Origin of the sequence: Amycolatopsis sp. FDAARGOS 1241, from assembly GCF_016889705.1 — a bacterium.
Taxonomy (GTDB): domain Bacteria; phylum Actinomycetota; class Actinomycetes; order Mycobacteriales; family Pseudonocardiaceae; genus Amycolatopsis.
This window is the reverse complement of sequence record NZ_CP069526.1, coordinates 9,086,286-9,099,728: the sequence shown is the minus strand read 5'-3', so window position 1 is coordinate 9,099,728 and position 13,443 is coordinate 9,086,286. Positions and strand designations below refer to the sequence as shown.

Annotated in this window: 14 protein-coding genes, 1 tRNA gene and 1 pseudogene; 9 read left to right on the top strand and 7 right to left on the bottom strand. The window is 69.9% G+C overall.

Annotated features, from left to right (window positions below):
* Positions 1–22 precede the first annotated feature (22 nt).
* A complete protein-coding gene (locus I6J71_RS44190) occupies positions 23–1,246 on the bottom strand; it encodes a DUF3662 and FHA domain-containing protein (RefSeq protein ID WP_204092292.1) in 1,224 nt (407 codons plus the stop codon).
* Positions 1,247–1,385: 139 nt separating this feature from the next.
* On the opposite strand from I6J71_RS44190, the gene I6J71_RS44185 reads away from it, so the two are divergent.
* Positions 1,386–1,468, top strand: a tRNA-Leu gene (locus tag I6J71_RS44185).
* Positions 1,469–1,489: 21 nt separating this feature from the next.
* Here the strand turns inward: I6J71_RS44185 and I6J71_RS51540 are convergent.
* Positions 1,490–1,792, bottom strand: a complete 303-nt coding sequence (locus tag I6J71_RS51540) for a hypothetical protein (RefSeq protein WP_239154254.1) — start codon at positions 1,790–1,792, stop codon at positions 1,490–1,492.
* Positions 1,761–1,874: pseudogene (locus tag I6J71_RS51535) on the bottom strand (ATP-binding cassette domain-containing protein); the annotation flags it as partial. The gene I6J71_RS51540 and the pseudogene I6J71_RS51535, both read right to left, overlap by 32 nt.
* A gap of 147 nt (positions 1,875–2,021) precedes the next feature.
* Here I6J71_RS51535 and I6J71_RS44175 point away from each other — a divergent pair.
* The 4 genes from I6J71_RS44175 (at position 2,022) to I6J71_RS44160 (ending at position 4,597) form a co-directional block, all read left to right on the top strand.
* Positions 2,022–2,267, top strand: a complete 246-nt coding sequence (locus tag I6J71_RS44175; RefSeq protein WP_204092291.1) for a hypothetical protein — start codon at positions 2,022–2,024, stop codon at positions 2,265–2,267.
* A gap of 184 nt (positions 2,268–2,451) precedes the next feature.
* Positions 2,452–3,144, top strand: a complete 693-nt coding sequence (locus I6J71_RS44170; protein ID WP_204092290.1) for a hypothetical protein — start codon at positions 2,452–2,454, stop codon at positions 3,142–3,144.
* Positions 3,145–3,761: 617 nt separating this feature from the next.
* Positions 3,762–4,286: a hypothetical protein gene (locus I6J71_RS44165; protein ID WP_204092289.1), complete on the top strand. Its 525-nt coding sequence runs from the start codon at positions 3,762–3,764 to the stop codon at positions 4,284–4,286.
* Between the two features lie 143 nt (positions 4,287–4,429).
* On the top strand, positions 4,430–4,597 hold the full coding sequence (locus I6J71_RS44160) for a hypothetical protein (RefSeq protein ID WP_204092288.1): 168 nt from the start codon (positions 4,430–4,432) through the stop codon (positions 4,595–4,597).
* Positions 4,598–4,740: 143 nt separating this feature from the next.
* On the opposite strand, the gene I6J71_RS44155 is transcribed toward I6J71_RS44160, so the two are convergent.
* The 3 genes from I6J71_RS44155 to I6J71_RS44145 all read right to left on the bottom strand — a co-directional run bounded on the left by I6J71_RS44155 (position 4,741) and on the right by I6J71_RS44145 (position 6,908).
* Complete coding sequence (locus I6J71_RS44155) at positions 4,741–5,496, bottom strand: trypsin-like serine protease (protein ID WP_204092287.1); 756 nt, start codon at positions 5,494–5,496, stop codon at positions 4,741–4,743.
* Between the two features lie 144 nt (positions 5,497–5,640).
* A complete protein-coding gene (locus I6J71_RS44150) occupies positions 5,641–6,396 on the bottom strand; it encodes a trypsin-like serine protease (RefSeq protein ID WP_204092286.1) in 756 nt (251 codons plus the stop codon).
* A 137-nt stretch (positions 6,397–6,533) separates the two neighbouring features.
* Positions 6,534–6,908, bottom strand: coding sequence for an FKBP-type peptidyl-prolyl cis-trans isomerase (locus I6J71_RS44145; protein ID WP_204092285.1), 375 nt, complete (start codon positions 6,906–6,908; stop codon positions 6,534–6,536).
* A 146-nt stretch (positions 6,909–7,054) separates the two neighbouring features.
* Here I6J71_RS44145 and I6J71_RS44140 point away from each other — a divergent pair, with 146 nt between their 5' ends.
* From I6J71_RS44140 to I6J71_RS44125, 4 genes are all read left to right on the top strand, one after another.
* On the top strand, positions 7,055–10,276 hold the full coding sequence (locus tag I6J71_RS44140) for a penicillin acylase family protein (RefSeq protein ID WP_204092284.1): 3,222 nt from the start codon (positions 7,055–7,057) through the stop codon (positions 10,274–10,276).
* Positions 10,277–10,361: 85 nt separating this feature from the next.
* Entirely contained in the window at positions 10,362–11,393 is a 1,032-nt protein-coding gene (locus tag I6J71_RS44135; RefSeq protein WP_204092283.1) for a PLP-dependent aspartate aminotransferase family protein, read from the top strand.
* A gap of 236 nt (positions 11,394–11,629) precedes the next feature.
* A complete protein-coding gene (locus tag I6J71_RS44130; RefSeq protein WP_204092282.1) occupies positions 11,630–12,376 on the top strand; it encodes a hypothetical protein in 747 nt (248 codons plus the stop codon).
* The gene (locus tag I6J71_RS44125; protein WP_204092281.1) at positions 12,376–12,972 is read left to right on the top strand and encodes a class F sortase; all 597 of its coding nucleotides are present in this window, start codon (positions 12,376–12,378) and stop codon (positions 12,970–12,972) included. The genes I6J71_RS44130 and I6J71_RS44125 overlap by 1 nt, the downstream gene beginning before the upstream one ends.
* A gap of 6 nt (positions 12,973–12,978) precedes the next feature.
* Here the strand turns inward: I6J71_RS44125 and I6J71_RS44120 are convergent, their stop codons facing one another.
* Entirely contained in the window at positions 12,979–13,389 is a 411-nt protein-coding gene (locus I6J71_RS44120; protein WP_204092280.1) for a hypothetical protein, read from the bottom strand.
* Positions 13,390–13,443: the final 54 nt, after the last annotated feature.

Here is a 13,443-nt window from a genome sequence, read left to right as displayed (position 1 = left end):
GAACCCCGTCACCGGCCTCTGGTCAGCCCTGGGTTCGGAACACCAGCGACGAGTGACCCACCCGGATGACGTCGCCGTCGGCGAGCTGCCACGTCTGCACGGGGGTCCCGTTCACGGTGGTGCCGTTGGTCGACCCGATGTCGGCGAGCGTCGCGCTCTGGCCGTCCCAGGTGATCTCCAGGTGCCGGCGCGACACACCCGTGTCGGGCAGCCGGAAGTCGGCGTCCTGGCCGCGGCCCACGACGTTCCCGCCCTGCTTCAGCGAGTACGTCCGGTTCGAGCCGTCGTCCAGCTGCAGGCTCGCCGCGAGCTGGCGGCCGCCGGCCGGGGCACCGGGCTGACCGTAACCACCCTGCTGGCCGTACGGGTCCGCCGGGGCCTGGCCGTAACCGCCCTGCTGCGGCTGGCCGCCGTACTGGTCGTAGCCGCCCTGCTGGGGCTGGCCGTAACCCTGCTGGTCGTAGCCACCCTGCTGGGGCTGGCCGTAGCCCTGGTCGTAGCCCTGCTGGCCGTAACCGCCCTGCTGCGGCTGGCCGCCGTACTGGTCGTAGCCGCCCTGCTGGGGCTGGCCGTAACCCTGCTGGTCGTAACCGCCCTGCTGGTAGCCCTGGTCGTAGCCGGGCTGAGCGCCCTGGCCGCCGTACTGGTCGTAGCCGGGCTGCTGGCCGTAACCCTGCTGGTCGTAGCCGCCCTGCTGGCCATAACCCTGGTCGTACCCGGGCTGCTGGCCACCCTGCTGTCCGTAGCCGTACTGGCCTTGCTGGCCGTACGGGTCACCCTGGTCGTATTGGCCGTAGCCGGGGGGCTGGCTCATTGCTGGGTCTCCTGCGTTGCTGGGTCGTGCCGACCGTGACGAGCCACTTGCCGCGCGGGCGTCTGGATCGACGGACGAACGGGTCTTGAACTGTCCAGTATGCAGCGCCTCGTTGCGCTCGAGTGATACGACGACGTCACCATAGGTCTCCCAGCCGTGCTCGGCGAGGTGTTCCGCCACGGCTTGTGCGAGAACCGCGGTGACCCGCTGCTCGTCACCGGCCATACGATCGTGGTCAGCCGTCCCCAGAGACACGATGTAGTGATTCGGGGCGAGCTGCCGACCGCCTGCCAGCTCACGAACGTTCTCCTCGCCTTCCCGCTCGAGCGCCACCGCCACTTCCTGCGTGACGACGTTGCCACCGAACATCCGCGCGAAGGTGTTCCCCACGAGGTTCTCGAGACGCCTGTCAAAGCGCTCTACGCGACCCACCTGGGGTGACCTCCTCGCACGTGTACTTCCGAACCGATCCTATCCGGGAGAGGAAGCCTCGACACGGCCCCCGCTGAAACCCGTGAAAACCCCCTGCTAAGCTTCACTGGCTGCCAACGGGAAGACCCCGTAGCAACTCGCGCGAGTGGCGGAATGGCAGACGCGCACGGTTCAGGTCCGTGTGTCCGAAAGGACGTGAGGGTTCAACTCCCTCCTCGCGCACTGTGTTCAGAGGCCCGGTTGCTAGCGCAACCGGGCCTCTTCCCGTTTGTCGGTCGTCATTTTTCCCGGGGGGCGACCCCCGGACCCCCGCGGTGCGATCGGTGGCTGACACAGCATCGTTCCGCAGGTGACCTCGGATCCCTCGACGGATCCGTGCTTCACGATGCGCCCGCAGTCCATGATCGCCACCCGGTAGGCGAGGTACTGCGCCTCTTCCAGGTAGTGCGTGGTCAGCAGGATCGCCATGCCCTGGCTGACCATGTTCTCCAGCACGAGCCACGTCCGCCGCCCGCGCCCGCGGGTCCAGCCCGGTCGTCGGCTCATCGAGGAACAGCAGCTCCGGCCGCCCCAGCACCGCAGCCGCCAAGTCCAGCCGCCGCCGTTCCCCGCCGGAAGCTTCCCCCACTCAGGTGCCGGCGACCTCCCCCAGGTCCCCCAGGTCCACGACCTCGTCGAGCCCCATCGGCTCCGCCGTGAACCGGCGCCGGGCCCGGATCGACCCGCCCCCAGACGCAGCCCTCACCACCTGCCCGTGAAGCACCACCTCCCCCGCATGACAAACCTCATAACCCCAGCTCACGGACCCAACCACGCTAGGTCAGCCACCAACAGCACCCTCGAGGTCATCGGCGCCGATCACGGGTCGACGATCACCTTCACCAGCGACGCCGCCGTCCCCGTCGAGGTGGCCGGCGTAGCCGGAGACGGCCGCCGCGACGAGACGAGCAGCACCGACCCGCAGGGTGACCGCCGCACGTTGCTCGACTGGCACACCGGGCGGGCAGATTTCGGACCTTGAGGTGCGGCGGAACTCGCTGGAAGACGTCGTTTTCGAGGTGGCCGACGAGTCAGCGCTTGCCACGACCGCGAAGGAGCGGTGAGGACCGCAGCAGCACCCGCGCTCACCCGGACGAACCGAACGCTCGGCTGGTGGCGCTACACCTGGTTCCTGTGGTCGCGGAAGGTGCACTGGCGCGATCTCGGTGAACGCGAAAGCGCGGCGGCTACGGGGGCTGGCCGCGGAGCTGGGCTGCTCGCCAGACGACCTGCGCCGGCTGCTGGACCAGGGCTTGCTGCTCCTGGCGCTGCCGTGGCGGCTGACCGAGCCCCGGCACGTCACCGAGTGGGGCATCTCGCGCTGGCCGAGACGGCCGGTGGCGCGGACGGCCGCCGGCTCGCGGACGCGGTGCTCGCCGTTGCGCGGGCGGCTGCGCAGGGCACTGGCCAAAAGCGATCGGGTGCGCGCCGGCTGGCTCGACGGGCTGGGACTGGTGCACGAGACCGTCGCGCACGGACCGGAGCGGAAACCACGCCGCCCGCGTGGGTCGCCGGTGAGTTCGGCCGGCTCGACGGCCTGCTGCGCTCGGCCGAGCGCGGGCTACTTCGACCTGGTGCGGGTTCTTCTTGCACCACTGCGGAAACGGTGGTGTCGCCGACCTGGCGGAGTTCGCGTTCCGCGTGACCTGGACCCGATGCGGTCGCTGCCGCGGTGCGCCGTGCCCGACCCGCAGGTGCGCGACGTCGCCGGCGCAAGCGTCGGCCGCCCAGCGCACTCGGTCTTCTGGCAGGTCGCGAGCGACGTGCTCGTGGTCAACCAGGTACACCCCGGGTACCTCGGCGCGGTGGCGCGCTGGCCGGCGTGCCCGGGTTGGCCGACCGCGTCGAAGCGGCGATGACTTCGTTGCACGAGAAGCGGTTCCCGGTTGCGCGGTGTACCAGGTGACGGCGCACGCCGACCGGAGCGACACCCAGCGGCCCGCGGGTGCGCTCGGCGCCGGCGCTGGTCTCGGGCACGGCGCGGCCGTACGGCGGCGTTTCGATCGACTGCTTCCGCGTGTGCCACGACCTGGCCACCGGCACGCTCGAAGTCCTCGACCCGGCGGGCCGTCCCGCCGCGCTGAGCTACCTCGGCGCTGTGCCCGTGCACCTGCCCGCGTGCCGCGGCTGCTCTCGATCCGGTTCTGTCGCTTGGCCTGTGGGCGCCGGCCGGCGAACCGGGGTTCCGCGAGCGCGTGATCGACGGCCGGCTCGTGCTGCGCCGTGCTCGCTGGACGCTGCCCGCGTCGGCTCTCCCATCGGTGTCCCGTGGACCCGACGTCGACTTCCTCCGCGCCGACCGGATGTTCCTTGCAACACGGTCTGCCCGAGCAGGTGTTCGTCCGCGGCCCGGCCGCGGGCGGGATCCCGCAGGGCAAACCGCAGTGGCTCAGCTTCGCCCACCCGCTCGCGGCGTGGACGGCGCTGAAAGGCCTGGCCGTCTCGAACTCACCGAAGCGCTGCCCGGCGCGCGCGGATGCCCGGCGCGTCACCGAGTTCCGCACCCGAAGCGGCGGCCGACGTCGAGGCGGAGCTGGACCAGCGGTTCGCCGCCCGCGGCGCCGAAGTCGTGAAGTGCCGGTATGAACCGGAACTGGCGAAGTTCCGCGGCCAAGACGGGGTGGAGTTCGCCGAGCGCATGGCGCACCTGGGCAGCGAGACCGCGTTGCAGTTGCCGGCGGGCCGCGCGTCGGCTCGCCGCATCACGCATCCCGCGGCGCGCACCACGGCGATCGTCGAAGGGTTGCCGCTCCGAACTGCAGGTGGGCTTCCTGCACCAGTACGGGCCGCGCGGCGCGCGGACGGTCGCCCGGCGGCCGCCACCGCTCGTCCCGACGACCCGGGCGCGGTGCGTCAGGTGGGCCGTCTGGGCGCAAACGTGGCCCGGGGAGAGCGAGCACGTGGGCGCGCCGTCGGTATGCCGAGCGGTTCTGGTCGAAGTACCGGGAATCGGCGCGCCGTGTTTCGCCCTATCGGGCGGCTTTTCAGCACGTCCACCTGATGAACAACCCGATCGGCGCAGTTCCGGCAGAGGAGGCGTAAATCGCGCGGTTGTTGTGGCCGCAGCGGCTGCGTACCATTAATTGGGTCGGGATTTTTTCGGATACGATAAAACGAAGAACACCACAAGTTGGGGAGAAAGACATGGATTCCGGTTCCAGCGGCGCGGCCGGCGGCATCGGCGACCCGGACGACGACCACCCGAATCACGTCGGCGACGCCGTGGTCAGCGGCGTGCGCTCGGTGTTGAACAAGCTCGGTCCGGCGGGTAAAAAAGCCGCCGACCAGCTGCCGAAGAAAAAGGACGAGTAAGGCCGGAACAATCGCGTCCGCCGAAGGTGGCACCACTCGCGGAATCCGCGGGTTAATCCGACAGCCGGGCTCGCGGTGAAAACACCGCAGGGGCCGGGCGCGGAGAGCGAGCCTGCTCATCGCTCTCCGCGCCGGTCACCGGCTCACTTCGTGCGGTCGGCGATCCAGTCCGCGATCACGTCCACGCGCGAGGTCGTTTCGGCGGTGGTGTGCGGGCAGTCCGGGCCGGTCGTTTCGACGGAGACGAGCTGGCCCCCCGAGCCCGCGGGGATGAAGTAGGGCGCGCCGGAGTCGTAGACGCACGCGCTGGTCGTCGCGGCGGGCGCGACGCCGCGGACGCCGACCGTCGTGCTGCCGACGGTCGAGATCTGCACCGTGCCCTGCTGCAGTTTCGAGGACGGCACGGGGTTCTTCGGCGTCTTGCTGCCCCAGCCGGCGAGGGTGAGGCGCTGGCCCGTGGCCGGGGCGAGGCGGTTGACCGTGAGCGGCGTGATGCCGGGGACCGCGCTGTCGAGCTGCAGCAGCGCGACGTCGTTCTCCGCCGACTGAAGCACCTGTGTCCCCGTGCGCGTGACGCCCTGTTCCTTGCTTTCGTCGACCAGGCCGAGCGTGACCGTGGTCGGGTACGGCACGGGGCCGGACACCCGGTTGCGCTGCGCGTCGTGGAAGCAGTGGCCGGTCGTGAGGATCCACTGTGGAGCGACGAGCGAGCCGGTGCAGAAGCTCGTGTACGTGCTGCCGTCCGGACGCGGGATGCTCGCCATGGTCAGCTTGGCGGTGAAGCCGAACTGGCCCGGGGCCACGTCGGCCCCGTCGGCGACGGCCAGCGCCGGCGCGGCAGTGAGGACGGGGAGGAGGGACAGGAGGGCTGCTGCGGTGAGTGCGGCGCGGACGCGCATTCTTTCCCTTCGTCGGGTCACCGGCGGGGCGCCGATGATCGACCCTCAACGCTAACCAGCTACCCCCGGGTCAGGAATTCCCTTGTCGGGCGAAAGAAAAAGGCCCCACGACCTGTGCGTGGGGCCTGGTTTCTGGTAGTCGGGCTAGTGGATCGTGTCGGTGATCCAGTCGGCGACGACGTCGACGCGCGAGGTCGTCTCCGCGTCCGCGTGCGGGCAATCCGGGCCTTCGGATTCCACCGCGACGATTCGCCCACCCCGACCGGAAGCGACGAAGTACGGCGCGCCCGAGTCGTACAGGCAGGCGCTGGTGTCCGCGGCCGGCGCGACGCCGTGCACGCCGAGCGTGGTGGCCGCGACCTCGCCAACCGCGACCGTGCCCTGCTGCAACTTCGTCGACGGCGCCGGGTCCACGGCGCTCAGGCTGCCCCAGCCGGCGAGTGTCAGCGGCTGGCCGATGACCGGCGTCGTGTGGCTGACCTTCAGCGGCGTGATTCCGCGGACGGGCTTGTCCAGCTTGGCCAGCGCGATGTCGTTGGTGCCGGCCTGGACGACGTCGGTGACCCGGCGCATCACGCCACGGTCGTCCTTCTGCACCGTGGTGCCGAGCAGCACGGACGTCGGGTACGGCACCGGGCCGGAGATCGGGTTGCGGTCCACGTCGTGGAAGCAGTGGCCCGCGGTGAGGATCCACTGCGGGGCGATGAGCGCGCCGGAGCAGCCGCTGTCGTAGTGCGTGCCGTCGGGCCGCGGGATGTTCGTCATCGTCAGCTTCGCCGCGAACTCGAACTTGCCCTGCGGCACGTCCGCGCCGTTGGCGACGGCCAAGGCGGGTACAGCGGTGGCCAGCGCGGCCCCGAGGGTGAGCAAGGCGGCGGAAAGCACTGCGCGAAGGCGCATTTCAGTTGTCCCCCAGATCGTGGTTCAGACCAACACAACCGGTGATGGTGGGCAGCGTAGCCACGACCGGGTTCACCCGGAAGGATCAGACAGCTGGGCTGCCTCTGCGGACCAGCCCAGCTGCCCGGGTTTCCAGCTCAGTTCACGCCGACCAGGTCGACGACGAAGATCAGCGTCTCGTTCGGCTTGATCACGCCGCCGGCGCCACGCTCGCCGTACGCGAGGTGCGGCGGGATCACGAGCTTGCGGCGGCCGCCGATCTTCATGCCGGCCACACCCTGGTCCCAGCCGGGGATGACCTGGCCGGCGCCGAGCGCGAAGCGCAGGGGCTCGCCGCGGTCCCAGGACGCGTCGAACTGGTCGCCGGTCGAGTGGGACACGCCGACGTAGTGGACGGTGACGGCGTTGCCGGACTGGGCCTCCGCGCCGTCACCGACCGTGAGGTCGGTGATCTCGAGTTCGGCGGGCGGTGGGCCGTCCGGGCGGTCGATTTCGGGCTTTTCCAAGGTCATGGCGCTCACCGTACATACCGGCGCTGAACTGCGCCGATTGGACTAGGCCCAAAGAGGGGAGAAACGCGAATAGTCTTCACACTTCAGCTACCCGCCGGTAGCGTGCGCTGCGTCACCTGGGGGAACTCATGGACGGGAGCTCCGGCATGCGACGACGCATCCGCACCCTGACCGTTGCCGCGCTGGCTTTCACCGCGGCGGGCCTGCTCCAGACGGTCGGCGGCGCCCCGCCCGCCACCGCGGCGTTACCCGGCAACGACTACTGCGCCGGCCAGTGCAACGACATCCTGCCCCCGGGGGAGAACGGCAGCGCCACGCTCGCCGAGATCCTCGGCAACAAAGCGTTCGGCACCCAGCCCGCGCACGCCGACGACCAGCTCGGCAAGTACGCCGACCTCGCCGGCGGGTACAAGACGCTGACGACGGACACGATCGGCGAGTTCTTCGACGATTCGTCGTTCGGTGTTCCCGCCGACCAGGTCGCGAGCACGCTGCAGCCGCGCTCCGACGTGACGATCACCCGCGACAAAGCCACCGGCGTGCCGCACATCCAGGGGACCACGCGCTCGGGCACGGAGTTCGGCGCCGGCTACGCGGCCGCGCAGGACCGCTTGTGGCTCATGGACATCATGCGCCGCGTCGGCCGCGGCCAGCTTACCTCGTATGCCGGTGGCGCGCCCGCGAACCGCGAGCTCGAGCAGTCGTTCTTCGCCGCCGCGCCGTACACCGAAGCCGAGCTGCAGCAACAGATCGAGGCGACGGCCGCCAGCGGACCACGTGGGCAGCAGGGCCTGGCCGACGCGCAGGCGTACGTCGACGGCATCAACAAGTACATCACCGACGCCCACAACGGCCGCTACTTCCCGGGCGAGTACGTGCTCACCGGCCACGTGGACGCCATCACCAACGCCGGCACCATCGAACCGTTCAAGCTGACGGACCTCGTGGTGCTCGCGTCGGTGGTCGGCGCGCAGTTCGGCGCCGGCGGCGGTGGTGAGGTGCAGAACGCGATCGCGAAGCTCGCGCTGCAGGAGAAATACGGTGTCGCGCAAGGCGAACAGGTGTGGCAGAGCCTGCGCTCGGCCGACGACCCCGAAGCCGTGAAGACGCTGCACGACGGCCAGACCTTCGACTACGGCCTGACGCCCGCGAACCCGCAGGGCCTCGCGTTGCCGGACGAGGGTTCCGTGACCCCGCAGCAGCTCGTGTACGACGCCACCGGTTCGGCCGCGACGAACACACCCACGAAGGTCGAGGTCCCGGAGCCGGCGGGCCAGGAAGCCGCGAAGGGCATGTTCGACAACGGCGTGCTGCCCGGCGACCTGCTGACCGACAAGCACGGCATGTCCAACGCGCTCGTCGTGTCGGGCGCGAAGACCGCGAGCGGCCACCCGGTGGCCGTGTTCGGGCCACAGACCGGGTACTTCGCGCCGCAACTGCTCCTGCTGCAGGAGCTGCAGGGCCCGGGGATCAGCGCGCGCGGCGCGTCGTTCGCCGGCCTGAGTATGTACGTGCTGCTCGGCCGCGGCCAGGACTACTCGTGGAGCGCGACGACGTCGGCGCAGGACATCATCGACACGTTCGCGCTGCCACTGTGCGACCCGAGCGGGAAACCGGCCACGAAGGACTCGAACTACTACCTCTACCAGGGCCAGTGCCTGCCGATGGACGTCGTGGAGCGCAAGGACTCCTGGTCCCCCACGGTGGCCGACGGCACGGCCGCCGGTTCGTACACCCTGCGCAGCTACCGCACGAAGTACGGCCCGGTGCTCAGCCGCGCGACGATCGGCGGGCAGCCTGTGGCGTACGCGTCGCTGCGGTCCTCCTACTTCCACGAGGTCGACTCGCTCATCGGGTTCCAGGAGTTCAACGACCCCGGCTTCGTCCACTCCGCCGCCGACTTCCAGAAGGCCGCGAACGACGTCAATTTCACCTTCAACTGGTTCTACGCCGATTCCGGGGACGTCGCCTACTTCAACTCCGGCGCCAACCCCGCCCGCAACTCCACTGTGGACCCGATGATGCCGGTGTGGGGCGACAAGGGCTACGACTGGCAGGGCTGGAACCCCGACGGCAACAAGGCGAGCTACACGCCGATGTCGCAGCACCCGCAGTCGATCAACCAGGACTACTACGTCAGCTGGAACAACGCGCAAGCCAAGGGTTACGCGTCCGGTGGCGCCGACAAGTCGGCCGTGCACCGCGCCGACCTGCTCGACTCACGCGTGAAGGCACTCATCGGCAGCGGCACCAAGATCACGCGCGTGAACCTCACGCAGGCCATGGAAGACGCGGCGCTCGCCGACCTGCGGGCCGAAGAGGTGCTGCCGCTGCTGCTGCAGGTGCTCGACACGGCACCGCTCACCGGCGCCGCGGCCGACGCCGAGGCGAAGCTCAAGACGTGGCTGGCACACGGGCACCAGCGCGTGGAGTCGGCTCCGGGCAGCAAGATGTACAACGACGCGGACGCCATCCGGATCATGGACTCGTGGTGGCCGTTGCTCGTCACCGCGGAGTTCAAGCCGGCCATGGGCGACGACGCGTTCACCGCGATGACGAACGTGCTGCAGATCAACGAGAGCCCGTCCGGCTTCCAGAACGAGGTGCCCGGCAAGCACGTCGGTCAGCCGCACCAGGGTTCGTCCTACCAGCACGGCTGGTGGGGTTACGTCAGCAAGGACCTGCGCACGGTGCTGGGGCAGCCGGTCGCGAGCCCGCTGGGCTCGACGTTCTGCGGCGGCGGTGACCTGATCGCGTGCCGTGCCGCGTTGGTCGATTCACTGACGGCGGCCGCGGCCCAGCCGGCGAGCACCGTGTACCCGGGCGACGCAGACTGCTCGGCCGGCGACCAGTGGTGCGCGGACACCGTGATCCAGCGCCCGCTCGGTGGCATCACCCACGGCAAGATCAGCACCCAGAACCGTCCGACGTTCCAGCAGGTCGTCGAGTACCCGGCGCACCGCGGCGACAACGTCGGCAATCTGGCGGCGGGCAAGCCGGTGAACGCGACGAGCGCTGAGACGGGCTTCTACGACTCGCCGGCGAGCAACGCCGTCGACTCGAACCCGAAGACGCGGTGGGCGAGCGACTGGAGCGACGACCAGTCGATCACCGTCGACCTCGGTTCGGTGCAGCAGGTCGCGCGTGTGGTGCTCTCGTGGGAGGTCGCGGATGCGAAGGGCTACCGGATCCAGCTTTCGGCCGACGGCGAAAGCTGGTGGGACGCCGCGGTGGTGACCGACGGCAACGGCGGCACGGACAACGTGTCGTTCGCGCCTTCTGACGCCCGGTTCGTCCGGATGCAGGGCGTGCAGCGGGGCACGAACTACGGCTACTCGCTGTACGAGTTCGAGGTGTACGCGCACTAGACGGGAGCTGGTCGGCTCACGGCGCGGGTGAGCCGACCGCCACATCACGGCTGCTCGGCTGCGGTTACGAAGTTACGGTGTGCGGATGGACGACTGGACACCGCGCACGCTCGCGATCGCGGCCGGGCGGCCGCACGGCCCCGGCGAGCCACTGAACACCCCGATCGTGGCCACGAGCACCTTCGAAGCCGGTGGTGACTTCGTCTACGCGCGCTCCGACGGCACGGAGACCTGGCACGCGCTCGAAGAGGCCGTCGGCGCACTCGAAGGCGGCCAGGCGACCAGCTTCGGCTCCGGCGTCGCGACCCTGTCGGCCGTGCTGGACACACTGCCGGTCGGCTCGTCCGTCGCGGTGCCGACGTTCAGCTACGCCGTCACGCGCGGGGCGATGCACCACGCGGAGAAGATGGGCCGGATCAGCGTCACCGAGCTCGAGCCCACCGACACGCAGGCGTGGCTCGACTGCGACGCCGACCTGCTGTGGCTCGAATCGCCGACGAACCCGACGCTCGAGGTGATGGAGCTCGAAACGATCGCGCGCGGCACCCGCGGCCGCGTGGTCGTGGACAACACCTTCGCGACGCCGTTGCACCAGCAACCACTCAAGCTGGGCGCGGACATCGTGGTGCACAGCGCGACCAAGCTCATCGGCGGGCACAGCGACCTGTTGCTCGGGATCACCGTGGCGGCCGACGAAGCGGTCGCCGACGAGCTGCGCGGCGCGCGCACGCGGATCGGTTCGACGCCTGGCGCGCTCGAGGCTTGGCTGGCGTTGCGCGGGCTGCGGACCATGCCGGTTCGCCTCGCGGAGCAGTCGAAGACGGCCGCGCTCCTCGCTTCCCGCTTGGCGGAACACCCGGCGGTCACGAAGGTGCGTTACCCCGGGTTCGGGATGATGGTGTCGTTCGAGCTGCCCGACGCGGAAGCCGCGGACAAGGTGTGCGCCGCGGTCCGGCTGATCCGCCCGGCGACGAGCCTCGGCGGGGTGGAAAGCCTGGTGGAGCGCCGAGCCTGGCTGCCCGGTGAGGAACGCGTGCCGGCCGGGTTGCTGCGGTTCAGCGTGGGTCTTGAAGATCCGGAAGACCTCTGGCGCGACCTGATCACCGCACTGGGCTGATTTCCGCCAACAATTCACAGGGGGTTTGCCGGCGGGCCGGAACTGTTACAGTAAGGCCACGGTCTCGCCGGTTTCCCTGCCGTTGAGCCACAACATCGCTGAGACCCAAGCATTCGTTACTTCTCCTTCAGGTGCTTTTAATCACCGTCAAAGGGTTTCACCTTTTCCGGTGATCTCGGGAAGGATCAGCGCACGCGGTGGGGGTCACCGCGCTTTCTTTCCAGGGAGAAAATCACGTGAAGAAGACCCTGGGCAGACTCGCGGGCGCCGTGCTCGCGAGCGCCCTGATCGGCCTCGCCGTCGCCCCGGTCGCTTCGGCGCAGGAGGCCACGGAGAACACGCCGACCACCTCCGAGGTCGCGACTCCGCCCACTCCGCCCACTTCGGACACTCCGGCCACGGACGTGCCCACCTCCGACGCGCCGACGTCGGACGCCCCGACGTCCGACGCGCCGTCCACTTCGGACACCCCGACCACCGGTGCGCAGCCGACCGACTCGACCCAGCCGGGCGAGCCGTCGAACACCGGTGAGCCGACCTCGCAGCCGACCGAGCCGACGTCCACGACGACGTCGGGCTCCGAGGAGACCACCACTCCGGAGGAGCCGCCGTACGTGGACGACATCGCCTACGGCCTCGACCTCGACGGCAACCAGGGCATCTTCGTGATCGCGTGCGCCGCCGGCGAGCCGACGAACGTGCACTCGAACGACTTCGACCTCGTCGAGGGCCCGATCCAGGACGAGACCGACGGCCGTTACTGGGAGTGGCTCGTGACGCGCCACGACGGCATTTCGTTCGACGCCGGCGGCGTGACCGCCGACTGGACCTGCGCCGGCAAGCCGGCTGAGGACCACCCGGTGCCGCCGGCCGGTGGCGCGGGCTCCGGCTCCGCGGGCACCACGGGCGGCGACGGCACCTCGCAGGTCAAGTACGCGCCCAAGGGCGGCGTCGAGACCGGCTTCGGCGGCATGGCCGCCTGATGCGCAGGAAGTTCGGGCAGGGCGTCGTTCTCACGGGCGCCCTGCTCTTCTCCGTGACGCTGAGCGCGTGCGGCTCTGACGCCGCCCCGGCCCCGGCCGCGGCGAAGCCGGTGCCCACCTCGGTGCCGGTGACCAAGCCCTTCACGGGCCTTCGGCCCACGTCGGTGGAGATCCCGAAGATCGGCGCGAAGTCGTCACTGATCACCGTGCTGCCCAACAAGGACGGGCAGATCTCGGTGCCGTCGGTGAAGACGCCGATGCAGGCCGCGTGGTACCGCCTCTCGCCTGTCCCGGGTGACGTCGGCCCCGCCATCGTCCTCGGCCACGTCGACGGCAACCACCAGCCGGGCATCTTCTACAAGCTCAAGGACGTGAGCCCAGGCGACGAGGTCGACATCGAACGCAGCGACGGCAAGAAGCTGAAGTTCGTGGTGGACCACAAGGACGAGGTCCCGAAGGACACGTTCCCGACGCAGGCGGTCTTCGGCAACACCGACAAGCCGCAGCTGCGCCTGATCACGTGCGGTGGTGTGTTCGACCACGCCGAGCACAGCTACAAGGACAACATCATCGTGTACGCGAACCTCGTGGCCTGAGCTCCTTCAGGAACGGAACGTCACAGCCCGGCGCCAACGGCGGCCGGGCTGTGCCTTTTCTCCGGCTTGGCCGAGCTGCTGTGCCGGCTCGACGCGCAGCCACCCGAGCCGGCCGGTCCGGTCGGGCACGCCGGTCGACAGCAGCACCGGTGCGCCGAGCCGGTTGGCCAGCCAGCGGCCCATCCGCGGGACCTCGGCGGGTGCGACGTGCGGCGCCACCACGCGCACCTGCTTGCGCGGGAAGTGCTTCAGGACTTCGTTCCACGCGTCGGCCGGGATCTGAGGCGGGATGTCCAGCACCACCGTCCGCTCCGGGCCGGTCGCGACCCCTCGGCTCAGCAGCCAGGCACGATCGCTGATGTGGCCGCCGAAGTGCATGATCGTCGCGCTGCCGACCCGGAAACTCGCCGGTTCCATTCCCCTCCTCCGCTCGAGCACCCCAGGTCAACACGAGCGGACGCCGCCCGCGGT